24 protein-coding genes and 5 tRNA genes are annotated in these 25,715 nt (G+C 59.5%); 15 read left to right on the top strand and 14 right to left on the bottom strand.

Going from position 1 to position 25,715, the window contains the following annotated elements:
• Window positions 1-7: 7 nt before the first annotated feature.
• Genes ACVRRC_RS13330 through ACVRRC_RS13310 form a run of 5 tightly spaced genes read right to left on the bottom strand, consistent with a single transcriptional unit; the run spans window position 8 to window position 4,468 of the window.
• A complete protein-coding gene (locus ACVRRC_RS13330) occupies window positions 8-736 on the bottom strand; it encodes an amino acid ABC transporter ATP-binding protein (protein WP_019406725.1) in 729 nt (242 codons plus the stop codon).
• On the bottom strand, window positions 733-2,235 hold the full coding sequence (argH, locus tag ACVRRC_RS13325; RefSeq protein ID WP_019406724.1) for an argininosuccinate lyase: 1,503 nt from the start codon (window positions 2,233-2,235) through the stop codon (window positions 733-735). The genes ACVRRC_RS13330 and argH overlap by 4 nt, the downstream gene beginning before the upstream one ends.
• A 20-nt stretch (window positions 2,236-2,255) precedes the next feature.
• Entirely contained in the window at window positions 2,256-2,942 is a 687-nt protein-coding gene (locus ACVRRC_RS13320) for an amino acid ABC transporter permease (protein WP_013983617.1), read from the bottom strand.
• Window positions 2,943-2,949: 7 nt separating this feature from the next.
• On the bottom strand, window positions 2,950-3,612 hold the full coding sequence (locus ACVRRC_RS13315; protein ID WP_048329676.1) for an amino acid ABC transporter permease: 663 nt from the start codon (window positions 3,610-3,612) through the stop codon (window positions 2,950-2,952).
• Window positions 3,613-3,625: 13 nt separating this feature from the next.
• Window positions 3,626-4,468 carry a transporter substrate-binding domain-containing protein gene (locus ACVRRC_RS13310; RefSeq protein WP_048329675.1) on the bottom strand — a complete coding sequence of 281 codons (843 nt, stop codon included), beginning with the start codon at window positions 4,466-4,468 and terminating at the stop codon, window positions 3,626-3,628.
• A gap of 207 nt (window positions 4,469-4,675) precedes the next feature.
• Between ACVRRC_RS13310 and ACVRRC_RS13305 the strand changes: the two genes are divergently transcribed.
• The 3 genes from ACVRRC_RS13305 to tadA all read left to right on the top strand — a co-directional run bounded on the left by ACVRRC_RS13305 (window position 4,676) and on the right by tadA (window position 7,645).
• A complete protein-coding gene (locus tag ACVRRC_RS13305) occupies window positions 4,676-5,596 on the top strand; it encodes a LysR substrate-binding domain-containing protein (RefSeq protein ID WP_013983614.1) in 921 nt (306 codons plus the stop codon).
• A 176-nt stretch (window positions 5,597-5,772) separates the two neighbouring features.
• Complete coding sequence (locus ACVRRC_RS13300) at window positions 5,773-7,143, top strand: multicopper oxidase family protein (RefSeq protein WP_084904020.1); 1,371 nt, start codon at window positions 5,773-5,775, stop codon at window positions 7,141-7,143.
• A gap of 19 nt (window positions 7,144-7,162) precedes the next feature.
• Complete coding sequence (tadA, locus tag ACVRRC_RS13295) at window positions 7,163-7,645, top strand: tRNA adenosine(34) deaminase TadA (protein ID WP_048329673.1); 483 nt, start codon at window positions 7,163-7,165, stop codon at window positions 7,643-7,645.
• Here tadA and ACVRRC_RS13290 read toward each other — a convergent pair.
• Together ACVRRC_RS13290 and argF are read right to left on the bottom strand one after the other, a co-directional pair.
• Window positions 7,642-8,739, bottom strand: coding sequence for an ABC transporter ATP-binding protein (locus ACVRRC_RS13290; RefSeq protein WP_048329672.1), 1,098 nt, complete (start codon window positions 8,737-8,739; stop codon window positions 7,642-7,644). The two genes, tadA and ACVRRC_RS13290, sit on opposite strands and share 4 nt — an antisense overlap.
• On the bottom strand, window positions 8,736-9,656 hold the full coding sequence (gene argF, locus ACVRRC_RS13285) for an ornithine carbamoyltransferase (protein WP_013983610.1): 921 nt from the start codon (window positions 9,654-9,656) through the stop codon (window positions 8,736-8,738). The genes ACVRRC_RS13290 and argF overlap by 4 nt, the downstream gene beginning before the upstream one ends.
• Window positions 9,657-9,930: 274 nt before the next feature.
• Here argF and grxD point away from each other — a divergent pair, with 274 nt between their 5' ends.
• Together grxD and ACVRRC_RS13275 are read left to right on the top strand one after the other, a co-directional pair.
• Window positions 9,931-10,257, top strand: coding sequence for a Grx4 family monothiol glutaredoxin (gene grxD, locus ACVRRC_RS13280; RefSeq protein WP_011914097.1), 327 nt, complete (start codon window positions 9,931-9,933; stop codon window positions 10,255-10,257).
• Window positions 10,258-10,448: 191 nt separating this feature from the next.
• Window positions 10,449-10,811: a VanZ family protein gene (locus ACVRRC_RS13275; protein WP_020306992.1), complete on the top strand. Its 363-nt coding sequence runs from the start codon at window positions 10,449-10,451 to the stop codon at window positions 10,809-10,811.
• A 408-nt stretch (window positions 10,812-11,219) separates the two neighbouring features.
• On the opposite strand, the gene ACVRRC_RS13270 is transcribed toward ACVRRC_RS13275, so the two are convergent.
• Window positions 11,220-11,295: transfer RNA gene (locus tag ACVRRC_RS13270), tRNA-Asn, on the bottom strand.
• Between the two features lie 99 nt (window positions 11,296-11,394).
• Window positions 11,395-12,591 (bottom strand): amino acid aminotransferase, encoded by a 1,197-nt coding sequence (locus tag ACVRRC_RS13265; protein WP_079327373.1) that lies wholly within the window; start codon window positions 12,589-12,591, stop codon window positions 11,395-11,397.
• 297 nt (window positions 12,592-12,888) lie between these two features.
• Here ACVRRC_RS13265 and uvrB point away from each other — a divergent pair, with 297 nt between their 5' ends.
• The 7 genes from uvrB (at window position 12,889) to ACVRRC_RS13230 (ending at window position 17,807) form a co-directional block, all read left to right on the top strand.
• The gene (gene uvrB, locus ACVRRC_RS13260; RefSeq protein WP_472997107.1) at window positions 12,889-14,904 is read left to right on the top strand and encodes an excinuclease ABC subunit UvrB; all 2,016 of its coding nucleotides are present in this window, start codon (window positions 12,889-12,891) and stop codon (window positions 14,902-14,904) included.
• 158 nt (window positions 14,905-15,062) lie between these two features.
• Window positions 15,063-16,544, top strand: coding sequence for a glutamate--tRNA ligase (gltX, locus tag ACVRRC_RS13255; protein ID WP_472997106.1), 1,482 nt, complete (start codon window positions 15,063-15,065; stop codon window positions 16,542-16,544).
• Between the two features lie 167 nt (window positions 16,545-16,711).
• Window positions 16,712-16,787: transfer RNA gene (locus tag ACVRRC_RS13250), tRNA-Ala, on the top strand.
• A gap of 65 nt (window positions 16,788-16,852) precedes the next feature.
• Window positions 16,853-16,928: transfer RNA gene (locus ACVRRC_RS13245), tRNA-Glu, on the top strand.
• A gap of 43 nt (window positions 16,929-16,971) precedes the next feature.
• Window positions 16,972-17,047: transfer RNA gene (locus ACVRRC_RS13240), tRNA-Ala, on the top strand.
• A gap of 42 nt (window positions 17,048-17,089) precedes the next feature.
• Window positions 17,090-17,165, top strand: a tRNA-Glu gene (locus ACVRRC_RS13235).
• 192 nt (window positions 17,166-17,357) lie between these two features.
• Window positions 17,358-17,807, top strand: coding sequence for an acyl-CoA thioesterase (locus ACVRRC_RS13230; RefSeq protein WP_106442160.1), 450 nt, complete (start codon window positions 17,358-17,360; stop codon window positions 17,805-17,807).
• A gap of 10 nt (window positions 17,808-17,817) precedes the next feature.
• Here ACVRRC_RS13230 and ACVRRC_RS13225 read toward each other — a convergent pair whose 3' ends face one another.
• On the bottom strand, window positions 17,818-18,069 hold the full coding sequence (locus ACVRRC_RS13225) for a hypothetical protein (RefSeq protein WP_013983603.1): 252 nt from the start codon (window positions 18,067-18,069) through the stop codon (window positions 17,818-17,820).
• Between the two features lie 97 nt (window positions 18,070-18,166).
• On the opposite strand from ACVRRC_RS13225, the gene dinB reads away from it, so the two are divergent.
• The gene (gene dinB, locus ACVRRC_RS13220; RefSeq protein WP_026012421.1) at window positions 18,167-19,231 is read left to right on the top strand and encodes a DNA polymerase IV; all 1,065 of its coding nucleotides are present in this window, start codon (window positions 18,167-18,169) and stop codon (window positions 19,229-19,231) included.
• A 326-nt stretch (window positions 19,232-19,557) separates the two neighbouring features.
• Here dinB and ACVRRC_RS13215 read toward each other — a convergent pair whose 3' ends face one another.
• Window positions 19,558-19,959, bottom strand: coding sequence for an META domain-containing protein (locus ACVRRC_RS13215; RefSeq protein WP_013983601.1), 402 nt, complete (start codon window positions 19,957-19,959; stop codon window positions 19,558-19,560).
• Window positions 19,956-20,399: a hypothetical protein gene (locus ACVRRC_RS13210; protein WP_472997105.1), complete on the bottom strand. Its 444-nt coding sequence runs from the start codon at window positions 20,397-20,399 to the stop codon at window positions 19,956-19,958. Before ACVRRC_RS13210 ends, ACVRRC_RS13215 begins: the two co-directional genes overlap by 4 nt.
• Window positions 20,400-20,488: 89 nt before the next feature.
• Between ACVRRC_RS13210 and ACVRRC_RS13205 the strand changes: the two genes are divergently transcribed.
• Together ACVRRC_RS13205 and ACVRRC_RS13200 are read left to right on the top strand one after the other, a co-directional pair.
• Complete coding sequence (locus tag ACVRRC_RS13205) at window positions 20,489-21,859, top strand: DUF6538 domain-containing protein (protein WP_472997104.1); 1,371 nt, start codon at window positions 20,489-20,491, stop codon at window positions 21,857-21,859.
• A gap of 571 nt (window positions 21,860-22,430) precedes the next feature.
• On the top strand, window positions 22,431-23,021 hold the full coding sequence (locus ACVRRC_RS13200; RefSeq protein ID WP_472997103.1) for a hypothetical protein: 591 nt from the start codon (window positions 22,431-22,433) through the stop codon (window positions 23,019-23,021).
• A gap of 172 nt (window positions 23,022-23,193) precedes the next feature.
• Here the strand turns inward: ACVRRC_RS13200 and ACVRRC_RS13195 are convergent, their stop codons facing one another.
• Window positions 23,194-24,258 carry a hypothetical protein gene (locus ACVRRC_RS13195; protein ID WP_472997102.1) on the bottom strand — a complete coding sequence of 355 codons (1,065 nt, stop codon included), beginning with the start codon at window positions 24,256-24,258 and terminating at the stop codon, window positions 23,194-23,196.
• On the bottom strand, window positions 24,258-25,526 hold the full coding sequence (locus ACVRRC_RS13190; protein ID WP_472997101.1) for a hypothetical protein: 1,269 nt from the start codon (window positions 25,524-25,526) through the stop codon (window positions 24,258-24,260). Before ACVRRC_RS13190 ends, ACVRRC_RS13195 begins: the two co-directional genes overlap by 1 nt.
• Window positions 25,527-25,715 lie beyond the last annotated feature (189 nt).

Here is a 25,715-nt window from a genome sequence, read left to right as displayed (position 1 = left end):
GGATCGCTCACTTCAAGACATGGGTGAGAAACTGGCGCGTGCGCTCTTCGCGCGGCGCGGAAAACAACTGGGTGGGTGCTGCGCATTCGACGATCCTGCCGCCGTCGAAAAAGATCGCTCGGTCGGCTACTTCCCGCGCGAAGCCCATCTCGTGGGTGACCACCACCATGGTCATGCCCTCAGCGGCCAGTTCCTTCATTACCTGCAGCACCTCATTGACCGTCTCGGGGTCAAGCGCCGAGGTTGGCTCGTCGAACAGCATCAGCCGGGGCTGCATGGCCAGCGCCCGGACGATGGCCACCCGTTGCTGCTGACCACCCGAGAGTTCGGCTGGCATGGCTTGCGCCTTGTGCGCCAGGCCGACCCGTTCCAGCAGTTTCATCGCCATGGCCTCGGCATCGGCGCGGGACAGGCCGCGCAGCTTCATCGGTGCCAGGGTCATGTTGCGCAGGATGCTCAGGTGCGAAAACAGGGTGTAGTCCTGGAACACCATGCCGACCTCGTCGCGCAGCCGGGCCATCGATTCACGGCTGCTGTTCGAACCGGTCAGCGTGATCTCGCCAGCCGTCGCCGGTTCCAGGGCGTTCAGGCAACGGATCAGGGTGGATTTGCCCGAGCCGCTGGGCCCGATAACCACCACTACTTCGCCTTCGTGTATATCGAGATCGACGTCCTGGATGACCTCGGTGTCGCCAAAGCGTTTGCGCAGGCCGCGTACGGTCATCAAGGTGGTCATGATTGTGCGAGCCTCTCGGTGGCGGCTTGCAGTGCCTGCTGCGCCTCGCTCTGGCGCTGGCGACGACCTGCGTGACTGGCTCGCTCCTGCTCCAGGCGTTGGCGCGCGGCATCGATCTGTACGCGTTGGGCACTGGCCGCCGGACCGCCGGGCAGGCTGCGCGAACTGACATTGGTGATCGGGTCCAGAGCCTCGCGAACCTGCTGTTCGTCCAGGCCTAGGGAGCGGCCAAGTTGCTGCTGGGCAGCGCGTTCGACCATCGCGCTGTCGATGCGACTTGCCGGCAGCCCATCGTCCATCGCCTGGCGTACCACTGCGCCGACGACGTGGTGCGCCTCGCGGAAAGAGAGGTCGGCCGCGCTGACCATTAGGTCGGCCAAGCCAGTAGCGGTGGAGAAGTCTTCCGCCGCCTTGCGCAGCCCGGTTTCCAGATTCGGCCGCGCGGTCCGCAGGACCAGATCCAGCAGGGTCAGGCATTGCTGGCATTCCTGTGCCGACTCCCAGAAGCCGCGCATGCTCTCGCGATTGCCGTCGCCGGTATGGGTGAAGTTTGTGCCTTTGATGGTTGCGGCTGAGGCGACCAGTGAGCCGAGTATCTGCCCGGTACGCCCCTTGAGGTACTCCAGGACCACCGGGTTCTTCTTCTGCGGCATGATGCTGGACGTGCCGGCGACGCTGTCCGGGAAATCGATGAGTGCGAACTCGTGGGTCGACCAGACGAAGAAGTCTTGCGCCACGCGGCTCCAGAACACCGCCAGGAGCGTCATCTGCGCCATGCTTTCCAAGGCGAAATCCCGCGAGCCGACCGCGTCCAGGGTGTTTTCCAGGAAGCCGTCGAAACCTAGCAGCTCGGCGGTGCGCGCACGGTTGATGGCGAACGGCGTGCCGGCGAAGGCGGCGGCACCCATGGGGCTACGGTTCATGCTGTCGAGGGTCGCGGCCAGGCGCAGGCAGTCACGTTCTAGGGCCTGGGCAACGCCGGATAGGTAGAAACCGAAGGTGATCGGCTGTGCTGGTTGCAGGTGGGTGTAGCCCGGCATGATCGCGTCGGTGTATTTCGCCGCGGCGTCCAGGGCGCTCTGGCGCACGTTGTAAAGCGCGTCGAGCAGGTCCATGAGGACGTCGCGACCGCGCAGGCGGTCCAGGGTCGCCAGCAAATCGTTGCGGCTGCGTCCGATGTGCAGACGCCCGCCGACGTCGGTGCCGACCTTCTCGATCAGGTGTGCCTCGTAGTTGAAATAGGCGTCTTCGCGCAGCGGATCGAGCGTCACGGCTTGCGGGCCGACCTGCTCCATTTCGAGCACGCCGCGAGCCAGGGCGACGGCCACTGGCGCGTCTATCAGGCCGCATTCGGCAAGCATGACGATATGGGCCTTGTTGACGTCACCGAGATAGCCGAAGCCGTCGGCGAACCCTGCGAGGCGCGGTGCGTAGATGAGGTCGCAGACTTCCGCTGCGGTGGGTTCCTTGAGTCGACGGCTGACTTTGGATTCGAGCATGGGAATAGGCCTTCTGGACATCAGGGCTGAGGTTGGCCGAGTCGGGACGCATTGCGGCCCAGGCGACGTTCGAGGTAGCGGCTGAGCCAGGTCAGCGCGCTGCAAATGACGAAGTAGACGAGCAGGACCACGCTATACACCGTGAAGGCGGGGTTCACGCCTCCCATCATGGTGCTGCGCTCGACGATGATCTGGCCGACCTTGAGGAACTCGCTGACACCGACCAGCGCACCCAGTGACGTGGCCTGCACCAGCAGGGTCAGCAGGCCGGTATAAGCCGGCAGGATCGCCTTGAGCGACTGCGGCACGACGATGTACGCATAGATGTGCCAGGGCCGCAGGCCGAGCGCCCAGGCGCTCTTCCACTGGTGCCGCGGCACCGAGAGCAGACCGCCACGCACGATTTCTATGCCGTTGGCGCTGCCCCACAAGGTCAGGCCAAGGGTCACCGCGGCGAAGGGGCTAAGGTTGATCCCCAACAACGGCGCGCCGAAGAAAATGAAGAACACGTTGACGATTAGCGGTATCGAGCGGAACAGCTCTACGTAACCGTGGATCGCCCAGCTTAGCGGGCGGTTCTTCACCGTGGCCAAGGTGCCGAGCACGACTGAAATCAGCGTGGTGAACATCAGAATCACCAGTGCCAGCTTCAGGGTCATGAGCAGGCCCTTGGAAATGAACCCCCAGTTCTCGATCACGAATTCCATGGCGGCCTCATTGTTGGAAGGGGCGTTGCAGGCGTGCTTCGAGGCGTCCCGCGAGCAGCGCCAGGACCGCCACCAGAGCGAGGTAAATCACGCAGATGGCTGCGAACATCTCGATGGCGCGGAAGTCCGTGGCGATACGGTCCACCGCGACGAAGGTCAGCTCGGCCAGTCCGATGGTCTGCAGGTATGCCGAGTTCTTCAGTAGCGAGATGGCCGTGTTGAGCATGGCCGGCAGGCTGATGCGAAACGCGATGGGCACCGCGATCAGGCGGAAAAACTGCCGCGACTGCAGGTTGAGCGCCATCCCGGCCTCCCGCAGTCCCTTGTCGATTGTGGCCAGGCCCCCGCGCAGATTCTCGATCTGGTAGGCGCCCGCCCAGAGTGACAGGCAGAGCACGCCCGACCAGTACAGCGACAGCTTCATGCCCACGGCAGGCAGGCCGTAGAAGATGAAGAACAGCTGTACCAGAATCGGCGTGTTGCGGATCAGCTCGACATAGAGCACCACCAGTTGTGACAGCACTGGCAGCTTGAACAGCCTGACGCCAGCACCCAGCACGCCGATCAGCAGCGACAGGGCGATGCTCAGTGCCGAAACCTGAAGGGTCATCCATAACCCGTCGAGCAGGGCAGGCCACTGCGTGAGCAGGTAGTCGAAATCGAAGCTCATGGGAAACCGCCGATCAGTGGGATTCTTCGGGCTTGGGCTGCTCGAACACGCTCAGGTAGTAGCCGCGGATGGCTTCCGGGACGTATTGCTCGATCCACGGGCGGAAGAGCCGCTCCTCGTGCATGCGCTCGACGGCGGTGGAAAGGTAGGTTTGCCATTCGTCCTCGCCCTTGCGCAGGCCGATGGCGGCGTCGGAGATCTGGAACGGCTCCTGGACCAAGCGCAGCGAATCGTCATTGCCGGTCACCACTACCAGGGTCGCGGCGTCGTGGGTGTAGGCGTCGGCGCGGCCCTGTCGGAAGCTCTGCAGCGCATCGGCGGCACTGTTCAGGCGCAGGGTCTTTACTTCTGGCATACGCTCTTCGAACCACTTGGCCTGCACCGAGCCCTTGAGTGTTGCCAGGGTCTTGCCCTTGAGGTCGTCGATCTTTTCGATGCCGCTGTCCTTGCGGACCAATACGTCACTAGCACCCCAGCGATAGGGCTGGGTGAAGGCGATCACGCGCTGGCGCTCCGGGGTAACGCCCAGAGTGGCGATCAACAGGTCGACCTTGTGGCCGAGCAGCTGAGGCACGCGGTTTTCCGCGGTAACGCAGGTAAAGGTTACCTTGTCCTTGGAGCCGAGCGCCCATTCGGCGATCTGCCGGGACATTTCCACCTCGACTCCGGCGAAGTTGCCGTTGTTGTCCTGGTAGCCATAAGGTGGTTGGTCGCAGCGCACGCCTGCGCGCAACTTGTCCTGTTTGCTGATGGATGACGGCACGGGCGGCATGCCCTCAGCGGCCACCGAGTGGGCGGCGAATCCGAGCGAAGTGGCGACGACAAGGGCTAGCTGAAGCTTGGGGAACGATGGCATAGGTGTCTCCTGTTTTTTGTTATCGCAATGGGTGAGCCTGAGCTCGAGCGGAACCATGGCAGTTAGGAGTAGCGGAACGTTGATATGAGCCTCGCTGTGCGTTCCGATCACATTGGCGCGGGCCTTGGCTGAAGTTTTAAAGGGAATGGCTCATACTGACAAATGCTAATACGCTACCTGTCCATGCATAAATGATATGGGGATGCCGTGAACTTCAAGCAGGTGGAAGCCTTCCGGGCCGTGATGCTGTCCGGCTCCATGACCGCTGCGGCCGAAGCGCTGCATACGTCACAGCCCAATATCAGCCGGTTGATCGCGCAACTGGAGCGCCTCAACGGTTTTTCCCTGTTCGAGCGAATAGGCAGCCGGCTGGTCCCAACCGATGAGGGCACGGCATTCTTCAACGAAGTGGACAGAGCGTTCATCGGCCTGCGCAACCTTGAGCACTCGGCGCGGCACATTCGCCAGCTCGGCACCGGGCGGATACGCATAGGCGCCGTGCCGTCGCTGTCCCTTTCCGTGCTGCCACGGGCCATCCAGCGCTTTCGCGAAGGTCATGAGCAGGTCGCAATCTCGCTGCATACCAGCGACTCGACGACGGTAGCGCGCTGGGTCGCTTCGCAGTTCTGCGATTTCGGCCTAGTGTCGTTCATCGGTGAGGAAACCCCTGGGGTGCGGGCACGTCTGATCGGCGACTTGCCTGCGGTGTGCATCTTCCCCAAAGGGCATCGCCTAGCGGCGTTGGAGCGCGTCGGGATCGATGATCTCGCCGGGGAGGAGTTCGTCTCGCTGGCGCACGACGACGGCACTCGGCGCCGCATCGATCGGCTGTTTCTGCAGCATGGGGATCGTCGCAAGCTAAGCCTCGAGGCGCCCTATGCCGCGATCATCTGCGCCATGGTCGGTACTGGGCTCGGGGTGAGTATCGTCAGCCCCCTGGTGGCGCAGGGCTACCTGCATGCGGGCATCGAGGTGCGTCCGTTCGCTGCCGATTTCAGTTTCACCAGCTATCTGCTGTACGCCGATCATCGACCGCAGAACAATCTGGGTTCGCGCTTCGCGACTTTGCTACAAGCGATGTTCCTTGAAGAAAGAATGCAAGGCGGGGCTGCCGAGACGGCAGGGTGACGCCCAAGGCAGCGCTATGGCCGCTGTGGGTGTATTCCGCTAACCTTGCGCGCCATCGAACCGGGCGAAGCCATCGTGTGGCCGTTTCGTTTCGTGCTCGCGACCTCGCGCAGACGAGGCGCTCAATTTTCGACGCCCTGATGAGCCATCTTTGTCGTGCAGGAGCAGGTTTTCTCATGCGTTTTACCCGTAGACAAGTGCTCGCTGGCCTGGCCGGCCTCGGTGTTGTCGGTCTGGCCGGCAGTGGCGTGCGCTACTGGCTCGGTCGCCCGGTCGATGTCACCACCCATGATTACGAGTTGATCGCCGCGCCGCTGGATGTCGAGCTGGTGCCCGGTCACGTCACGCCCGCCTGGGCCTATGGCGGACAAGCGCCCGGCCTGGAGCTGCGCGGCCGCCAGGGCGACTGGTTGCGCGTGCGCTTCATCAATCAGCTGCCGGAGCCCACCACCATTCACTGGCACGGCATCCGTCTGCCACTGGAAATGGACGGCGTGCCCTATGTGTCGCAGCTGCCGGTGCTGCCCGGCGAATTCTTCGACTATCGCTTCCAGCTGCACGACGCCGGCAGCTTCTGGTATCACCCGCACACCACCAGCGCCGCGCAGCTTGGACGCGGGCTGGTCGGCCCGCTGATCGTCGAGGAGCGTGAGCCGAGCGGCTTCCGTCACGAGCGCACGCTCAATCTGAAGAGCTGGCACATCGACAAGCAGGGCGCCTTCACCGAGTTCAGCGTGCCCCGCGAGGCGGCCCGCGGAGGCACACCCGGGGTGCTGTCGACGGTCAATGGCAGACATGCTCCGTTGCTGGATCTGCCGGCCGGGCAGGTCGTACGGCTGCGCGTGCTCAATCTCGACAATACGCTGACCTATCGACTGAACCTGCCGGGCGGCGACGCGCGCGTCTATGCCCTCGACGGCCATCCGGTCGCGCCGCGTCCGCTGGGCAAGGAATACTGGCTCGGCCCGGGCATGCGCATCGACCTCGCGCTCAAGGTGCCACAGGCGGGCACCGAGCTGTCCTTGCGCAACGGCCCGTTGCGGCTGGCGACGCTGCGCGCGGTGGCCCATGACGAAACTGCTGGCGACTGGCCGCCGGCGCTGCCGGCCAACCCGGTCGCGGTGCCGGACCTGCAGCGGGCGGAGACGCTGCGCTTCAATTTTGAGTGGGCTGGCCATCTGTCGGCAGATGTCGAGCAGGGGGCGGCCTACACGTTCTGGCAGATCAACGGCCAGGCGTGGGACATCAACGACAAGAGCTGCGCCGAACGGCCGATCGCGACGCTGAAAAAGAATGGCCATTACATCTTCGAGCTGCGCAATCTCAGTCAGTATCAGCATCCGATCCACCTGCACGGCATGACCTTCCAGGTGATCTCGTCCAACCGACGCAAGATCGACCCCTGGTTCACCGACACCTACCTGCTGGGCAAGAACGAGACGGCACGCATCGCGCTGGTCGCCGATAATCCGGGCACCTGGATGTTCCACTGCCATGTCATCGACCATATGGAAACCGGACTGATGGCGGCAATCGAGGTGGTATGAAACAGGGTAGGGCGCAGTCGTGAGGAAACCGCTGATCATCGATCGCAGCCAGGACGAGCGGTTCATGCGCGAAGCAATGGCGCTGGCAGCGCAGGGTGCCGCATTGGGCGAAGTGCCCGTGGGGGCTGTGCTGGTGCAGGAGGGGCAGATCGTCGGGCGCGGCTTCAATTGCCCGATTTCGCGCCACGACCCCAGTGCTCATGCAGAGATGGTCGCCATACGTGCTGCCGCGCAGGCGCTGCAGAACTATCGGCTACCCGGTAGTACGCTCTACGTGACGCTCGAGCCGTGCAGCATGTGCGCCGGGCTGATCGTGCATTCGCGCGTTCAGCGAGTCGTCTATGGTGCCACCGAGCCGAAGGCCGGCGTGGTTGTCAGTCGTGGTCAGTTCTTCGATCAGGGCTTTCTCAACCACCGGGTACTGGTCGAAGGTGGCGTGCTGGCCGAGGAGTGCGGGACGGTGCTCAGCGAGTTCTTTCGCCGGCGCCGGCAGAAGGGTTAGCGCGCCGCCGTTGTCGGCTGCAGCGTTTCGTGGGCGGCAACGCTGCCTTGTGCCGGAAAGATGACGAGATGGTCGGCGGCGATGGCGATGCCGACTTCCTGTCCGGTGGGGTAGTCGGCATGGCTGGTGAAGATCGCCACCAGCTGGTTGCCGGTGGGCAGTTGCAGTCGGTACAGCGTGGACGCGCCGAGGAAGGTCTTGCCGACGATCAGTGCACGCAACGGGCTGTCCGGGCGGTAGACGATGTCATCCGGGCGCAGCAGTACGTCCACCGAGCTTCCGCTTGGCCAGTTGTAGGCACGGTTGCCGCGAATAGGACCGAGCTCGGTCTGCACGGTTTCCGGGTCGAGCAGTTGCCCGCGAATGAAATAACCCTGGCCGATGAAGCTTGCGACGAAGGGCGTCAGCGGTTCGTGGTAGAGGTTGAACGGCGTGTCCCACTGCTCCAGTCGACCATCCTTGAACACGCCGACCTGATCGCTGACGGCGAACGCTTCTTCCTGGTCATGGGTGACCAGAATGGCGCTGGTCTTGCGCGCCTTGAGGATCTCGCGCACCTCGTGGCTGAGGCGCCGACGAAGCTCTACGTCGAGGTTGGAGAAGGGCTCGTCGAGCAGCAGCAAGGCCGGTTCCGGCGCCAGTGCCCGGGCCAGCGCCACACGCTGCTGTTGACCGCCGGAGAGCTCGTGGGGATAGCGCTTGCCGAGCGCGCTCAGGTGCACCAGCTCGAGCATTTCGTTGACGATGCGCGCGCAATCGGGCTGTTTGCGGATACCGAAAGCGATGTTCTCCGCCACGGTAAGGTGCGGAAACAGGGCGTAATCCTGAAACACCATGCCGATGCGGCGCTTCTCCGGCGCCAGGGTGAAGCCGGCACGGGAAATGACGGTGTCGGCTAGCTGGATCTCGCCCTGGTGCACGGGCTCAAAGCCGGCGATGGCGCGCAGCGTGGTGGTCTTGCCGCAGCCGGACGGGCCCAACAGGCAGCCGATGTCGCCGCGATTCAGGTGCAGGTTGAGATGCTGAACGATGCTCTGCTCACCATAGCCGCAGGCCAGGTCGCGCAGTTGTAGCAGCGGCAGTTCAGGTTTCATGCGTGGTGATAGGCCGGCTCGACAAGAAACTCCAGCAGTGCCTTCTGCACGTGCAGGCGGTTCTCGGCCTGATCCCAGGCGACCGAGCGGGGGTCATCGAGCAGATCGTGACTGATTTCCTCGCCACGGTGGGCCGGCAGGCAGTGCATGAACAGCACGTCCGCGGCGGCGCAGTCGAGCAGCGCGCGGTTCACCTGATAGGGGCGGAAGGTGGCCAGGCGCGCGGCCACTTCATCTTCCTGGCCCATGGATGCCCAGACGTCGGTGCTGATCAGGTTGGCGCCCGCCGCTGCCTCGCGTGGGTCGCGCAGCACCTGCACACGCTCGCCGGCGCGTGCCAGCAGCTCGGCGTCGGGTTCGTAGCCTTCGGGGCAGGCGACCTTCAGCCGGAAGTCGAACTGGATGGCCGCTTCTATATAGGTGTTGCACATGTTGTTACCGTCGCCGATCCAGGCCACCGTCTTGCCGGCAATGCTGCCGCGGTGTTCGTGGTAGGTCTGCATGTCGGCCATCAGCTGGCAGGGGTGCAGGTCATCGGACAGGCCGTTGATCACCGGTACGCTGGAGTTGGCGGCGAAGTCGGTCAGGGTCGAATGGGCGAAAGTACGGATCATCACCGCGTCGAGCATGCGCGACATGACGATGGCCGAGTCGCTGATCGGCTCGCCGCGGCCAAGCTGGGTGTCGCGCGGGGAAAGGAAGATCGCCTGGCCGCCGAGCTGGATCATGCCGGCTTCGAAGGACAGTCGGGTGCGGGTCGAGGCCTTCTCGAAGATCATGCCCAGCACGCGATTCTTCAAGGGCTCGAACAGGACGCCGCGCTTGCGCAGATCCTTCAACTCGATGCCGCGGCGGACCAGGCTGTTCAGCTCCTGGGGCGTGCAGTCCATCAGTGAGAGAAAATGCCTTGCGCTCATATCAACTACCTTTATTGCCGCAGCGCGCGATCCGAGGATTTTCGACAGAAAAGGGGACCGACGACTGGGGAGTCGCACGGGGAGCGACGAAACGGGAAAGGCGCGATCTTATCCAGAAAGCAAGCACAGGCGCAAATCCTCGGTCCAGGGGCCTGGCAGGGCTGAATCTCAGTAATGACGGCCTTTGCGCGGCAACATAGCCGAGTCTCGCACTCGGCTTTCCGAGAGGTTTTCCGGTACAATGCCCGGCAACCGTGTCTAGCCGAGGTAGTCCATGGATATCATCGAAACCATCAAAGAGCAGATCGCCAACAACCCGGTGCTGCTGTACATGAAGGGCTCGCCCAATGCGCCGCAGTGTGGCTTCTCCGCCCGCGCGACCCAGGCGGTAATGGGCTGTGGCGAGAAGTTCGCTTACGTCGACATCCTGCAGAACCCCGAAATTCGCGCCAACCTGCCCATCTATGCCAACTGGCCGACCTTCCCCCAGCTGTGGGTCAACGGTGAGCTGGTCGGCGGCAGCGACATCATCCTCGAGATGTTCGAGAAGGGCGAATTGCAGACCCTGATCAAGTCCGCGGTAGGCAAGACCGAGGCTTGAGTTTCAGGCGCCGCAACAGCGCGCCAGTGAATGCCCGCATCCATGGATGCGGGCTTTTTTTTGGGGCCAGAGATATCCGGTAAAAGGACAGCGAGCCGCTCCATTGACCTTTGTTGCCATTTGCCGGTCAGAGATCGCGGCAAGGGCATCGCCCACCATCAATCAGTCTTCCGAGTGAGAAATTCCGCCGTATGCCCTATTTGCGAGTGTTGCCTTTTCTGATCGTGTTGGCGGTCGTTCTGTTTGCCGGTCTCAAACCCGAGCCCGTGCCCCAGCTGTTCAGCCAGCAGGACAAGCTGCATCACATGATGGGGTTCGCAGCACTGGTCTTCACGCTGCGTCTGGCGTTCCCGCGGCTACCGATCTTCTGGGGTGTCGGCCTCACGCTGGCGGCGGCCTTGGGCATCGAGATGGCGCAGGGCATGCTGCCGCATCGCACCGCCTCGCGCTGGGATATGGTCGCGAACGTGCTTGGCGTGATTTCCGGCTGGTGCTGTTGGATGCTCGCGCAAGGCTGGTGGCGTCAGCGGATGGGTACTCCGGTGCCCGAGTGAGTCGGCTGCAAGCGCTGCCCTCCACTTCTGTATGAGAGGAGGCGTAGTCCCTGGTGAGAGCCCAGCAGGCAATAAAAAAACCCAGCGCGCTGGCTGGGTTCTTGAATTTGGCTCCGCGACCTGGACTCGACTGCGTCAGCAGAACGCGCTTCAGCGCGGCCCCGCAGGGGTGAGCGAGGCGAATAACCTGGGACGCAGTCCCTGGTGAGAGTCCGGCAGGCAATAAAAAACCCAGCGCGCTGGCTGGGTTCTTGAATTTGGCTCCGCGACTTGGATTCGACTGCGTCAGCAGAACGCGCTTCAGCGCGGCCCCGCAGGGGTGAGCGAAGCGAATAACCTGGGACGTAGTCCCTGGTGAGAGTCCAGCAGGCAATAAAAAACCCAGCGCGCTGGCTGGGTTCTTGAATTTGGCTCCGCGACCTGGACTCGAACCAGGGACCCAATGATTAACAGTCATTTGCTCTACCGACTGAGCTATCGCGGAACAACGGTGCGTATCCTACTGTTTGGAAAGGAGAAGTCAACCCCTCCAGCAGTGCGCCGGGGCCGGACGCGAGGTGCGCCGTGGCCCCGGAGCGTAGGCTCAGAGCACCTGGACGATGGCGTCGGTGACGGTGCCCAGGTTGTTGCGGTTCAGCGCTGCGGCGCAGATGCGGCCGGTGCTGATGGCATAGACACCGAACTCGACCCGCAGGCGCTCGACCTGTTCGGCAGTGAGGCCCGAATAGGAGAACATGCCGCGTTGCGCCGCGACGAAGCTGAAGTCGACTTTCGCGCCCTTGGCTGCCAGTTGCTCGACCATACCCAGGCGCATCTCGCGGATTCGGCTGCGCATCTCGCCCAGCTCGGCTTCCCACATGGCGCGCAGTTCCGGGCTGTTGAGCACGGAGGCGACCACGGTGGCACCGTGGGTCGGCGGGTTGGAGTAGTTGGTGCGGATCACCCGCTTGACCTGCGACAGCACGCGCGCCGACTCGTCTCGGCTCTGGGTGACCATCGACAGGGCGCCGACCCGCTCGCCGTACAGCGAGAAGGATTTTGAGAACGAGCTGGAAACGAAGAAGGTCATGCCCGACTCGGCGAATAGGCGCACGGCGGCGGCATCTTCCTCAATGCTGTCCCCGAAGCCCTGGTAGGCGATGTCGATGAACGGCACGTGGTCCCGGGCGCGCAGCACCTCGAGGATCTGCTTCCAGTCGTTCAGGTTCAGGTCAACGCCGGTCGGGTTATGGCAGCAGGCATGCAGCACGACGATGGAGCGCGCTGGCAGCTCATTGAGGTCCTGCAGCAGGCCGGCGCGGTCGATGCCGTGGCTGGTGGCATCGTAGTAGCGGTAGTTCTGTACCGGGAAGCCGGCCGATTCGAACAGCGCGCGGTGGTTTTCCCAGCTCGGGTTGCTGATCGCGACAACGGCATCGGGCAGCAGACGCTTGAGGAAGTCGGCGCCGACCTTTAGAGCTCCGGTGCCACCCAGTGCCTGTGTCGTGACCACGCGACCTTCGGCGATCAGGGCCGCGTCATTGCCGAACAGCAGCTTCTGCACCGCGTTGTCGTAGGCGGCGATCCCTTCGATCGGCAGGTAGCCGCGCGGCGCATGGGCAGCGATGCGTGCCTGCTCGGCCTCGGCCACGGCGCGCAGCAGCGGAATGCGACCTTCTTCGTTGTAGTAGACACCGACACCGAGGTTGACCTTGTTCGGCCGCGTGTCGGCGTGGAAGGCTTCATTGAGGCCGAGGATAGGATCGCGCGGCGCCATTTCGACAGCAGAGAACAAACTCATGGTGAGGGGGCTCGAAAGAGAAGGAGTGACAGATTTCACCACCCTCGCGTCGGCGCGCAGGGTGATGCGCAAACGGGGCGGTAGTATAGCGGTCATGCCTGGCGCCTGCGATATGCTACCGAGGTTTTCTGCGGCCTTTTGGTGCGTTTTGCCCGCCGGCGGATGGGCGGTTTGATTGCTCCGGCGGCATCGACTGGCAACCCAGTTTTGGCAAAGGCCGATGGGGCAGACAAAGGTGCTGAACTGACCTTTCACAGCTCCGACATCAAGGCCATGCACGTTTACTAGAGAGGCGAAATGTCCAAGTTCGAACTGGTCACGCGTTTCAAACCGGCCGGCGACCAGCCGGAGGCCATCCGGCAGATGATCGAGGGAATCGAGGCGGGGTTGTCGCACCAGACGCTGCTTGGTGTGACCGGCTCGGGCAAGACCTTCAGCATCGCCAATGTGATCGCTCACGTGCAGCGACCGACGCTGGTGCTGGCGCCGAACAAGACGCTCGCCGCGCAGCTGTACGGTGAGTTCAAGGCATTCTTCCCGAACAATGCGGTGGAGTACTTCGTTTCCTATTACGACTACTACCAGCCGGAGGCTTACGTACCGTCATCGGACACCTTCATCGAGAAGGATGCCTCGATCAACGACCACATCGAGCAGATGCGCCTTTCGGCGACCAAGGCGCTGCTGGAGCGGCCGGATGCGATCATCGTCACCACGGTCTCGTGCATCTATGGCCTGGGCGATCCGCAGTCGTACCTGAAGATGGTGCTGCACGTCGATCGGGGTGACCGTCTCGATCAACGCGAGCTGCTGCGGCGGCTGACCGGCCTGCAATACACCCGCAACGACATGGATTTCGCCCGTGCCACCTTTCGTGTGCGCGGCGACGTGATCGACATCTTCCCCGCGGAATCGGACCTCGAGGCGGTACGCATCGAACTGTTCGACGACGAGGTGGAAAGCCTGTCAGCCTTCGATCCGCTGACCGGCGAGGTGATCCGCAAGCTCCCGCGCTTCACCTTCTACCCCAAGAGTCACTACGTGACCCCTCGGGAGACGCTGCTCGACGCCATCGAGAAGATCAAGGACGAGCTGCGCGAGCGGCTCGATTACCTGCGCAGTCAGAACAAGCTGGTGGAGGCGCAGCGGCTCGAGCAGCGCACGCGTTTCGATCTGGAAATGATCATGGAGCTGGGCTACTGCAATGGCATCGAGAACTACTCGCGCTACCTGTCCGGGCGCGATGCCGGCGAGCCGCCACCGACGCTGTTCGACTACCTGCCGGCCGATGCGCTGCTGGTGATCGACGAGTCTCACGTTTCGGTGCCGCAGGTCGGCGCGATGTACAAGGGCGACCGCTCGCGCAAGGAAACCCTGGTGGAGTACGGCTTCCGTCTGCCGTCGGCGCTGGACAACCGGCCGATGCGCTTCGACGAATGGGAGGCGATCTGCCCGCAGACCATCTTCGTCTCCGCGACGCCCGGGCCATACGAGGCCGAACATGCTGGCCGCGTGGTGGAGCAGGTCGTGCGCCCGACCGGCCTGGTCGATCCGCAGATCGAAGTGCGCCCGGCGCTCACGCAGGTGGACGACCTGCTTTCGGAGATCCGCAAGTGTGTGGCCAAGGAGGAGCGGGTATTGGTCACCACGCTGACCAAGCGCATGTCTGAAGACCTCACCGACTACCTTGGCGATCACGATGTGAAGGTGCGCTACCTGCACTCGGACATCGACACCGTCGAACGGGTGGAAATCATTCGCGATCTGCGCCTGGGCACCTTCGACGTGCTGGTGGGCATCAACCTGCTGCGCGAGGGGCTGGACATGCCCGAGGTCTCGCTGGTGGCAATTCTCGATGCGGACAAGGAGGGCTTCCTGCGCTCCGAGCGCTCGCTGATCCAGACCATCGGCCGCGCTGCGCGCAACCTCAACGGACGGGCGATTCTCTACGCGGACAACATCACCGGCTCCATGCAGCGGGCCATCGACGAGACCGAGCGTCGTCGAGCCAAGCAAATCGCCTTCAACGAAGCTCACGGCATCGTGCCCAAAGGCGTCAAGAAGGATGTGCAGGACATCCTCGAGGGTGCCACGGTGCCCGGCTCACGCAGCAAGAAGCGTCGAGGCGAGGCGAAGGCGGCAGAGGAGAACGCGCGCTACGAGAGCGAGCTGCGCTCGCCGAGCGAGATCACCAAGCGCATCCGCCAGCTGGAGGAAAAGATGTTGCTGCTGGCGCGCGACCTGGAGTTCGAGGCGGCGGCCGAGGCGCGCGACGAGATTCACAAGCTGCGCGAATTGTTGCTGCAGGTGTGAGGCTTCCTCCCGAGTCCCCAGGCCCGCTCCTGCGAGCGGCCTGTATGAGGCGTGCTATGGCGAGCGCTGCGCAGGCGTTCGGCTGGAGCCTGACGCGGCGTGCCTGCTAACATTCGCCCCTTCGATTTTCGTTTCTCCATTTTCGTCCGAGAGCTTCCATGACCACGGTTCGCACCCGCATCGCGCCTTCCCCGACCGGTGATCCTCACGTCGGCACCGCCTATATCGCGCTGTTCAACCTGTGCTTCGCCCGTCAGCACGGCGGCCAGTTCATCCTGCGCATCGAGGATACCGATCAGCTGCGCTCGACCCGTGAGTCCGAACAGCAGATCTACGATGCGTTGCGCTGGCTGGGTATCGAGTGGGACGAGGGTCCGGACGTCGGTGGCCCGCATGGCCCATACCGGCAGAGCGAGCGCGGCGAGATCTACAAGAAGTATTCGGACGAGCTGGTCGCCAAGGGGCACGCCTTTCCCTGCTTCTGTAGCGCCGAGCGCCTGGACCAGGTCCGCGCCGAGCAGATGGTCAACAAGGAGACACCGCGCTACGACGGCCATTGCATGCACCTCGACCCAGCCGAGGCCGAGCGCCGCATCGCCGCCGGTGAGTCCCACGTGATCCGCATGAAGGTACCGAGCGAAGGCGTGTGCCAGGTGCAGGACATGCTGCGCGGCACCGTCGAGATCGGCTGGGATCGCATGGACATGCAGGTGCTGATGAAGGCCGACGGCCTGCCGACCTACTTTCTCGCCAACGTGGTCGACGACCACCTGATGGGCATCACCCATGTGCTGCGTGGCGAGGAGTGGCTGCCGTCGGCACCCAAACTGATCAAGCTCTACGAATACTTCGGCTGGGAGCAGCCGCAGCTGTGCTACATGCCGCTGCTGCGCAATCCGGACAAGAGCAAGCTGTCCAAGCGCAAGAACCCGACCTCGGTGACCTTCTACGAACGCATGGGCTTCCTGCCGCAGGCGATGCTCAACTATCTAGGCCGTATGGGCTGGTCGATGCCGGATGAGCGCGAGAAGTTCACCCTCGAGGAAATGATCGAGCATTTCGACATCCGGCGCGTGTCGCTCGGTGGGCCAATTTTTGATCTGGAGAAGCTGTCCTGGCTCAATGGCCAGTGGCTGCGCGAGTTGCCAGTCGAGCAGTTCGCCGCCGAGGTACGGAAGTGGGCGTTCAATCCCGAGTACATGATCAAGATCGCTCCGCATGTGCAGCAGCGCGTGGAGACCTTCAGTCAGATCGCGCCGCTGGCCGGTTTCTTCTTCTCCGGCGCGTTGCAACTCGATCCGGCGTTGTTCGCCCACAAGAAGCTCGATGCCACGCAGGTCCGTCAGGTCATGCAACTGATCCTGTGGAAGCTCGAGGCACTGCGCCAGTGGGAGAAGGAGCGCATCACCGCCTGCATCACTCAGGTGGCCGAACACCTCGGCTTCAAGCTGCGTGATGTGATGCCGCTGATGTTCGCCGCGATCACCGGACAGGCCAGTTCCGTCTCGGTGCTCGATGCGATGGAAATCCTCGGTCCCGACCTGACGCGCTTCCGTCTGCGCAACGCGCTGGAACTGCTTGGCGGCGCTTCGAAGAAGGAAGCCAAGGAGTGGGAGAAGTTGCTGGCCAGCCTCGGCTGAGCCAACGCAGCCAAGGCGGCGTCGACGTTCGGCGCCGCCGCGTTGCGGGGCAGGACCGTTGGTCGGCGGTAAGTAATTGTTCCTGCTGCCAAAAAACTTTAGTCGCGCGGAAATTTGTTGTTGACACTGCCCAGGGGCGCCCCTAATATGCGCCCCGTCCTCGAGATGGGGCTATAGCTCAGCTGGGAGAGCGCTTGCATGGCATGCAAGAGGTCGACGGTTCGATCCCGTCTAGCTCCACCAATCTCGAAGAGCAGAATTGCCACCAGCCTGTAGTTGTAGATGCAGGTTGCGCTTGAAGGGTTTGCGTCCCCTTCGTCTAGTGGCCTAGGACACCGCCCTTTCACGGCGGTAACAGGGGTTCGAGTCCCCTAGGGGACGCCACTATTCGCGATGTTCGCATCGCACGTCGAGAGACGCTAAATCCGGGGCTATAGCTCAGCTGGGAGAGCGCTTGCATGGCATGCAAGAGGTCGACGGTTCGATCCCGTCTAGCTCCACCAAATTGCCAGCGATTCCAAGATTTCGGGATCGTCGAAGGTTTCGTCCCCTTCGTCTAGTGGCCTAGGACACCGCCCTTTCACGGCGGTAACAGGGGTTCGAGTCCCCTAGGGGACGCCATTTTTATTGCCCGTTTTGGGCATCAAGGGGTCATCTTTCATGAGATGGCCCTTTTTGTTTTGTGCGCTGGAAAGTGCCGGGTCAATGACGGGTTGCTGAATGCTCCGTCATAGCGAGCCGCAAGGCGCGTGACTCGCCGGCCACGCTGCGCTTTCATAGGCCATCGCAATCGGCCATCGAGGCATCTGACGAATGAGCTGGGATCAGCCGCAGGCGTTCATCATCGACCTGCACGTGGCATCGGAACATATCGACGAACTGGGACACGCCAACAACGCGGTCTATGTGACGTGGCTCGAACGCTGTGCCTGGCAGCACTCCCAGAGCCTCGGCCTGGGTATCGAGGACTATCACCGCCTGGACCGCGCCATGGCCGTTCTGCGGCACGAGATCGACTACCTGGCAGCGGCCTACGAAGGTGATGCACTGCAACTCGGCACCTGGATCTCGGAGTCCGATCAGCGTCTGAAGATGAAGCGAAACTTCCAGCTGATCAGGCCTGCAGATGGTGCGACGCTGCTGCGCGCGCAGACCACTTTCGTCTGCATCGAACTCTCCAGCGGGAAACCCAAGCGCATGCCGCTGGAATTCGTCGACGGCTATGGCAAGGCGCTCGTACAGCCGTACCCGCTGGAGCTGTGAAGCCTGACGCTTAGCCGCGCTGCTCGGGCTTCATCGCGTCGCTCTCGCGGCGCTTTTCCGCATCCTCGCGCCAGTCGTCCTGCACTTCTTCCTTCATTCGCTGCTTGGCGCCGTCCTCGTTGTCGCGCACATGGCTGTCGCCGTGCTTTTCCTGCTGAACATTGGTGCCTTGCGGTTGGGTATTCATCTGATCCTGATCGGCCATTGCGGCTGCCGAAAACAGGCCGCCAAGGACGATCACGCTCGCGTACAAGATTTTCATCTGAACCTCCGGTTATCGGGGCGGTAAAGGACTTACCATCTCAATAACCGACCCGTTGCGCTGAAGATTCGTTCACTCCTTGCCGGTGCCCCGTTTCGTGAGCCAGACCGCCCTTCGCAAGATCATCCATATCGATTGCGACTGCTTCTATGCCGCGATCGAGATGCGCGACGATCCCAGCCTGGCGCGCCGCCCGATTGCCGTCGGCGGCGCGGCGGATCGGCGCGGTGTCATCGCCACCTGCAACTACGAGGCGCGCGCCTACGGGGTGCGCTCGGCCATGGCGTCAGGGCATGCCCTGAAGCTGTGCCCCGACCTGCTGATCCTGCGCCCGCGTATGGAGGCCTACCGCGAAGCGTCGCGGGAAATCCATGAAATTTTCCGTACTTACACCGAGCAGATAGAGCCGCTATCGCTCGACGAGGCCTACCTGGATGTCTCCGCCTGTGAGCACTTCGCCGGCAGTGCGACGCGTATCGCCGAGGACATCCGCCGACGGGTCTGGCAGCAGCTGCGTATCACGGTGTCGGCCGGCGTCGCGCCAAACAAGTTTCTCGCCAAAATCGCCAGCGAGTGGAACAAGCCGGACGGCCTGTTCGTCGTCACGCCCGCGCAGGTCGAGGAGTTCGTGAAAGCGCTTGAGGTCAAGCGTTTGCACGGGGTTGGCCGGGTCACCGCGGAAAAACTGGGCCGCCTGGGCATTCGCACCTGCAGTGATCTGCGCGAGTGGGGGAGGTTGTCGCTCGTTCGGGAGTTCGGTGCCTTTGGCGAGCGGCTTTGGGGGCTGGCCTGGGGAATCGACGAGCGTCCCGTGCAGGTGGAAAGCCGGCGCCAGTCGGTGAGCGTCGAACAGACCTACGATCGCGATCTGCCTGATTTGGCGGCCTGCCTCGAGCGGCTTCCGGAACTGCTGCAGCAGCTGTCGACCCGCATGGCCCGGTTGGACAGCGGTTATCGCCCGGGCAAGCCATTCGTCAAACTCAAGTTTCATGACTTCACCCAGACCACCCTGGAACAGGCTGGCGCCGGCCTGGAGCTGGACGACTATGCCGACCTGCTGGCGACCGCCTTCTCACGCCGCGCCCGGCCCGTGCGCCTGATTGGCGTCGGCGTGCGGTTGATCGACCTGCGTGGCGGTTTCGAACAGCTGCGCCTGTTCTGAGACAGCGCCTCGTTCGTGCGCCGCTTGGGCGAAAAGCACGAGGCCGCTCTTTCGAGCGGCCTCGCAGGCATAAAAGAGGGGATTCTCGGCCTGCCTGTACCAAGGTCCCCGAAACTGGATACCTGGGTAATTGCATGGGCTGTGCCAGTTTCGCAGACCGGAGGGCGCCATCGTGCAGAAGAGGCGTCAGAGGCCAGCTGACGGTCGTATGGGAGGCTGTTTCCGGGATTCAGCGGGGAAAAGCGCCGACGCATGGCGTCGCGGAGTGGCTTTCGGTGCCTGAAAGCGGTGCGCAGACGCCTTCGTCTGCGCACATTTGGCGCGGCTTATTCGAGTTCCGGCCAGAGGCGCAGCGCGGCACCTTCGCCTGGCCAGAGGCGTAGCTGGTCGATGTTGGAGACGTCCCAGCGCTCGACTCGGTTGAGCAGGTCGAGGAACTGGTGCTCCTGTTCCATGATCTCCTCGGCGCACATCTTTCGTGTGCTACCCAGATTGCTGAAGCGCAGCCGCTGGCCATCGAGCTCGTAGCTGCCGAACCAGTGATTGCAGCCGGCATTGCCGTAGGCACGCCCTTCGCTCAAGGTCAGCGAGACCGGTGTGCGGCCGATCACCGGTTCGTCGCCAATCCACTCGGCGATATAGGTTACGTCGCGTTGCAGTTCCAGCGGTTCTGTTGCGCAACCGATCAGGCCGAGCGCTGCAACCAGGGGCAAGACGCGCAATGTCATAGCTGTTCCTCCTTCCGGCAACTGGGGCAACGGTGCTGGCCATCCTGGCCGGACCAGCCCAGCTCGGCGATGCGTGCCTGGGCTGCCGGCTTGCGTGCGGCCTCGCCGAGCCTGGCGTCGACGGCGAACTCGAAGTCCAGCCGCTTGCCACAGCTGTCACAGGCAACCTGCCAGTTGAGGATCTCCAGTTCGTGAAACACCGGCCCGCTGGCCACGGCCATCCACTGTCCGGGCGGGTTGATCAGATGGCGCACTTTCTCGACGGTGAGGCGCTGCGAAAGATCGCGGCTGCCCTTGAGGGTGACGATCAGTACGTCGCCGCTGCGAATCGAGCCGCCATTGCCGGTGACCTGGTAGCGGCCCGGCGCCAGTGCACGGCATTCGGTGAGGGTGTGGGCGGGGTTGAGCAGGGTGTAGCGGAAATCGTGTTCTGTGGCCATGATGCCTTGAATTCTCTAGCCTCTAGGGCTTTTGACTGAATTTGCGTAGAATCGCTGCGTAGAAATCGCTCACGTCATTTGGGGCAATTATGGCACACGACAAGCTACTGGTTCTTCGTGGGACAACCTATCACGTTCGTATGGACGTTCCTAAGGATGTGAGGCTGCTGCTTGGAAAGCGTGTGCTCACGAAGTCTCTGAAAACATCGAAACTAGCCGAAGCGAAAACAAGGGCTGACTACATTAAGTCGCAGTGGCGAACGATGATTGCTGACGCCCGAGGGCGCCTAGAGAACAACGCATGGAAAATTGAAGCTTACGACGCAATGAGTAAGTATCGTGAGCGATATGTTCTGACGGGTGATCTTGATGGGGGTGATCCCTTGCACGATATGATATTGGGCCAGAGTGAAATATTGAATAAATATATTGAGCACGCTTTCCCAGGTCAAGTTCCCCAAGAACTAAAAAAGCTGTTTCATGAGGAGGCTCATCACGCCAAGTTTTTCGGCTCACCTCCTAAGGTTGATACCTTTAATGAAGCACTTATTAAGAAATACCTGGATTATCGTCTTAAAGAAGTTGAGATTACTACTGCTGAACGTGATTGCTCAGATTTAAGGCAATTTCGTGAGTTTATGGAATCTAACTCTTACGGTTTTGCAAAAGAAACCGTAATCCACTGGATTAATGGTCTGGATGTATTGCCGGTGGTAAAAAGAAGGAAGCTGCACGCTGGGAAAGCATATATTGAGTTTGTTCGTGAGCTGAAGCATTTTCCGAGTGGAGTCGATAACCCTTTTGATGGAGTTCGGTTGGCAAGGCAGAAGAAGAAGGAGTCTCATCGGAAGCCCCGTCAGGCTTTCCTGAGGGTAGAGGTTGAAGCGTTATACGATGCTGCTGTTAAATCGGACAAGCTATTAGCATCGTTCATAGCTATTGCTGCTTATACGGGAATGCGAGCAGAGGAAATTTGTAGGATAAAAAAACAAGATATTTCTTTTGATGAAGGTGGATACGTTATTGCGATCCCCGACGAAAATGCAAAAACTGAATCCGGTGTACGTATTGTTCCAGTGCATAAGAGCCTTGAGCAGTTGATCGTCTCGCTTAAAGATAATGCGAGTGACGATGGATATATTCTTGAGTACGAAACCAACAGAAGAATTGGCAAGCGGTCGGGAGTGCTCGTGTCACGATTCTCTCTTCTCAAGCGCTCATTGAAGATGCCTGCAACAAAGACGTTTCACAGCTTCCGGCACACTGTTATTGGCTCGCTAGAAAAGTTGCAGGTACTAGAGAACATTACAGCGGATATTGTTGGGCATAAGAAAACATCTATGAGTTACGGCGTATATTCTGCTGGAACGGCCACTGTCCATAGACATGAAGCAATCAATAAAATACGACCATATTCATTTGATCTGAGTCCTTTAGGTAAGGGTAACCTGGCGGCATGATCCCGTTTGTCACAGCGAGCTTGGGGGTGAAGCCGTTAAAGAGCTTTCAGCCTCCAAAGTAGAGATCGACCGACTTGGATGGGTCGTATCGAAGCAGAACGTTAGCTTTCCGAGTTTTCAACACCGTTATGCGAACGACTATGGAAAGGAGAGTGTAAAATCATCTTAGGCAAGCCCTCTAGAAGCTTCTAGAAGGCCCCTGTAAGCGTTTTTAACTAAGCACCCGCTACGTATGTATAGGTAAGCCTCATAAAGCTTGTTTTAGGGGCTTGTAGGGGGCTCGCTTGAATGGCGTCGACCTGCCTTTGCGTGCATTGATATTAGCCTAAAAAACCTGTATAATGTTTGCCGCATTTTCCTATGTACCAATCTCGGAAAATGCAAATCCGGTAAATCCGGGCTTTCCAGCCCAAACCCTATATAACGGAATTCTCCTCAACGCCGCGTACTTTGGGCGATGGAGAGCTGTTGCCTGAGGGTTTTGTGTTTCTGGTATTTATATATCTCTATAGGAATAAACTAGTGAACATTCCAAGAGGAACAACCCTATGAACTAATTAAAGGAGAAATTATGCCTAGACCAATTATCATCAATACACCTACCTACCAGTCCTTTCCTGTTAACAACAATATTCCCAAGACAGGCGGTCTTAACAAAGCTTGGCTGGATAGGCTTATTGCAGTATCTAATCATTCTCTAGCCGCGTTCTACCAACCCCAAGGCTACATGCTTCGTGTAGCGCTAAAGCCTGGAGTTGAGATAGAAAGCTTTCTCCATGCCTTGAAATATTGGTTTGCAGAGGCTGTGGGCTTCACCACACGTCACACGCCTCTCTACGCTTGTAAATACGAGGTGAAGATGCTGACGCCAGCAGACGAGGAGTGGAGCGAAGAAGCCAACCCATCCCTTCCATTTCATCACTATCATATTGCTATAATATTGGATGGAAAACGTGCAAGGTTAAAAGGGTTAGCGTATTTTCTAAGCGAAAAACATGCAGAGTATCTTAGATCATATCATCTTAGCAAAAGCCGGACCGGGAAAGTCGCTATTCACGATTTGAAAAATGATATGGATAAATGGATTGAGCACGCTTCTTATCTATGCAAAATAAACACCTCGGCCCAAGTGCCAAAGCCATTCAACACAAGCAGAACATAAATACATCTGAAAGTGGCTCGGGCTAAGCGCCAATCGTTGTTAAGGCCGAAAAAAAGCGGCCCTACCCTATAGTTGTACGTGGGTAGGGCGCTTTTGTTATAAAAATAACAATTTAGATAACAATGGCTAACAATTCTCTTGAGGTGTTTGAATTTGATTCGGCCTCTAGCCTCTACTGCGAAAAGAGAGAGTGCTGCTTTGCATTTAGGGCAGCCCTATCTATATTCCAGTGGTCCATCAGGCAGTAAAGCATGCTTTTCAGTTCAGCCGAACTAGCATTGTGATCAGGCATCGATCTCTGCATGGCTAATACTTCGAACTCTCGGGCAGTTTGGAATAATGTCCTCCCAACGTCAGCTTTAGCGAAGAAATGGGCCAGTACGTCAACATTAAGCGACTTAAGTTGCGCATCAATGCTGCTCCTTACTCGTCTGGATACATCGTGTCCATCTACCGCATGCTCTGACACTAGCCCCAGCGCAACCTCTATCATCTTGCCTAATCCGGACTTGCCGCGTGTGCCAAAAGTGAACCCATCACTCAGCAAAGCTGTGCGCTCCGCCTGCTCTACAAAAGACAAATCCTTGAGCAGATGATCAACTCCGACCGCAATGAACGAGCATATCAAATATAGACAGCGCAGTGCCTTCTCTCGCTGCGGAGGATTAGAGACTGCACACTCAGCGAAAAACTGTGCCTGTCCAAGCCACTCATTGCAATTGTCGAATGAAAGACCTTTAGTCAAAAGGCTCTTACAATGTTTTATGCGATTTTTCCAATCACCGTCCAGTTTCCCCAAAGTGTAAGTATCTAATAGATCGAGAAACTCTTCATCACTTAGTCGAGCAGGGTTCGGGCCGTCTTTTGGGCGGAGCCTTGATAGAAACGAACCATCAAGAACAGTCACGCCGAGGTCTTTCCCGAAATCTTTGACTTCACTACGCCGATCTGTAGTGGCTACGATGGCGCTATGAGCATTGGTCGCGAGCTTTAAACCCTGAATCCAAAAGATTCGCTCAATTGCTTGAGGTGTTTTTTTGTTCTTAATATCAACAATTGTTACTTCTCGCGAAACCGAGGAGGCTCGACTGTATAGCCAAAGGTCGATATCGGTTACGTCAAATCCTTCATATCTAAAAGGAACGCCTCGTACAACGTAATACCCTGCTTTAATAAAATAAGAGCGAAGCAGCTCTTCAGTGGCATATCCTTTCGGTAATAAAGTTTGCTTAGCCATCATATAGTCCCTGTCCTTAATGCCGAAAGCATATCGTTCGTGGTCTTAGGGCTATCCTTTCGCTGCTTGCGCCGCTGTAAAGTTCTATTTTCCTCAGGGCCGGTGTATGAGCTTATGGCTGCGCTTGGTAAGGATGCTAGTGAATGTTCACTAACATCACCATTTTGTAAGGCTTGCAGAGCTAGCTGCCCAATTTCTCTCTTTTCCAATTTCAGCATAGGTCCGCGTCGGCCACTCTTTTCTCCGATACTGACGGACACCACGCCCTTAAACTCCAGAATCCTATAATCCTGGCCGATTGCGGCCACAGGTCCGACCTTTTCACCTCGAATCAGCGCCGACAGCAACCTGCTAACCATCTGAATCCTCCCTCTAGCATGGGTACTCTTGGTCATGCCGTAAGTAATGGAACTCAGAAAAGCCTTAGCCAAGTCAAAGGCATCGTCAATCATCGACGAACTGCCAAATTTTTTAAAAGCTGACGGTAATGTGACAAATCCCGTGTTCTCTGTTGAATTGCTTACAACGTTAACATCGAGCAATCCGATGGCCATAACCTTATCAAACAGAGGCTTACCGAGCATCCGTGTCGACTCAGTTACTTCGATACATGCTCGCCGTTTAAGAGCTTCTGTGAACTCAGTTAGCGCAAGCTGCTCTTGAGGCGACAGAGAGTCCAATACGGTTTTTATTTTCTTTGATTCGTCACGCCGAAAAAGATTGCCATTGAAGATAAGCTGAGTCTGGCTATCAAGGCTTTCGAAATCAGCGAATCCAATGTGTTGCGCGTCATGAAAAAGCTGAGCTGTATCATTGCTGGTAATACAAGCGGTATCTTCCAGAAATTCCTTAGCTTCGCTTGCCTCAATCGGTGCTTTCGATGCCAGTTCCGCCAATTCGATAGCCGCTGACTCTATTGCAGTTGGATCAAGGGACGTGAATATGTCGCTGGTATGCTTTAGAACCGTCGCGGAGGTCACGCCGAGTACAACCGTTTCGCCTGACGACGATTGGTCGATCAAATGGCGCTGCTTAAGCGTTTCAAGAATTGCCGGCAGCTCAAAAATCTTGTTTATGCCAGAAGCGCTGGCAAGAGTCTCAAGTTTTTCCTTCGATACTTTGCCTTCCGCATAATCGCTAGAAATAGCGGAAAGAAGAATTCCTGCTTTCCCCGCAGCGTATGTCTTTTCATACCCTTGCTGCGACATCACTCCTTGAAGCTTATTGGTGTGATGAATTATCCAAGAGCCTACAACCTTTTTCTCCATGGCAGGACATTCCTAACAGACTTATAGACTGGCGATGATATTGCCCGCAGCTGGTGCTGTCACGCTGCGTCACCCGAGGTCCTAATACCACCGATTGTGACACCTTCCAAACCCAGCCCTATAATGGTGTCTAAATATAGCTTGAAGAGATTTGACACCCAATCTATTATGACACCACCATTTAGATAC

This window comes from Stutzerimonas sp. LR2, from assembly GCF_055755175.1.
Note: the sequence above shows the minus strand (reverse complement) of the source record. Positions and strands in the feature narration are given on the sequence as shown.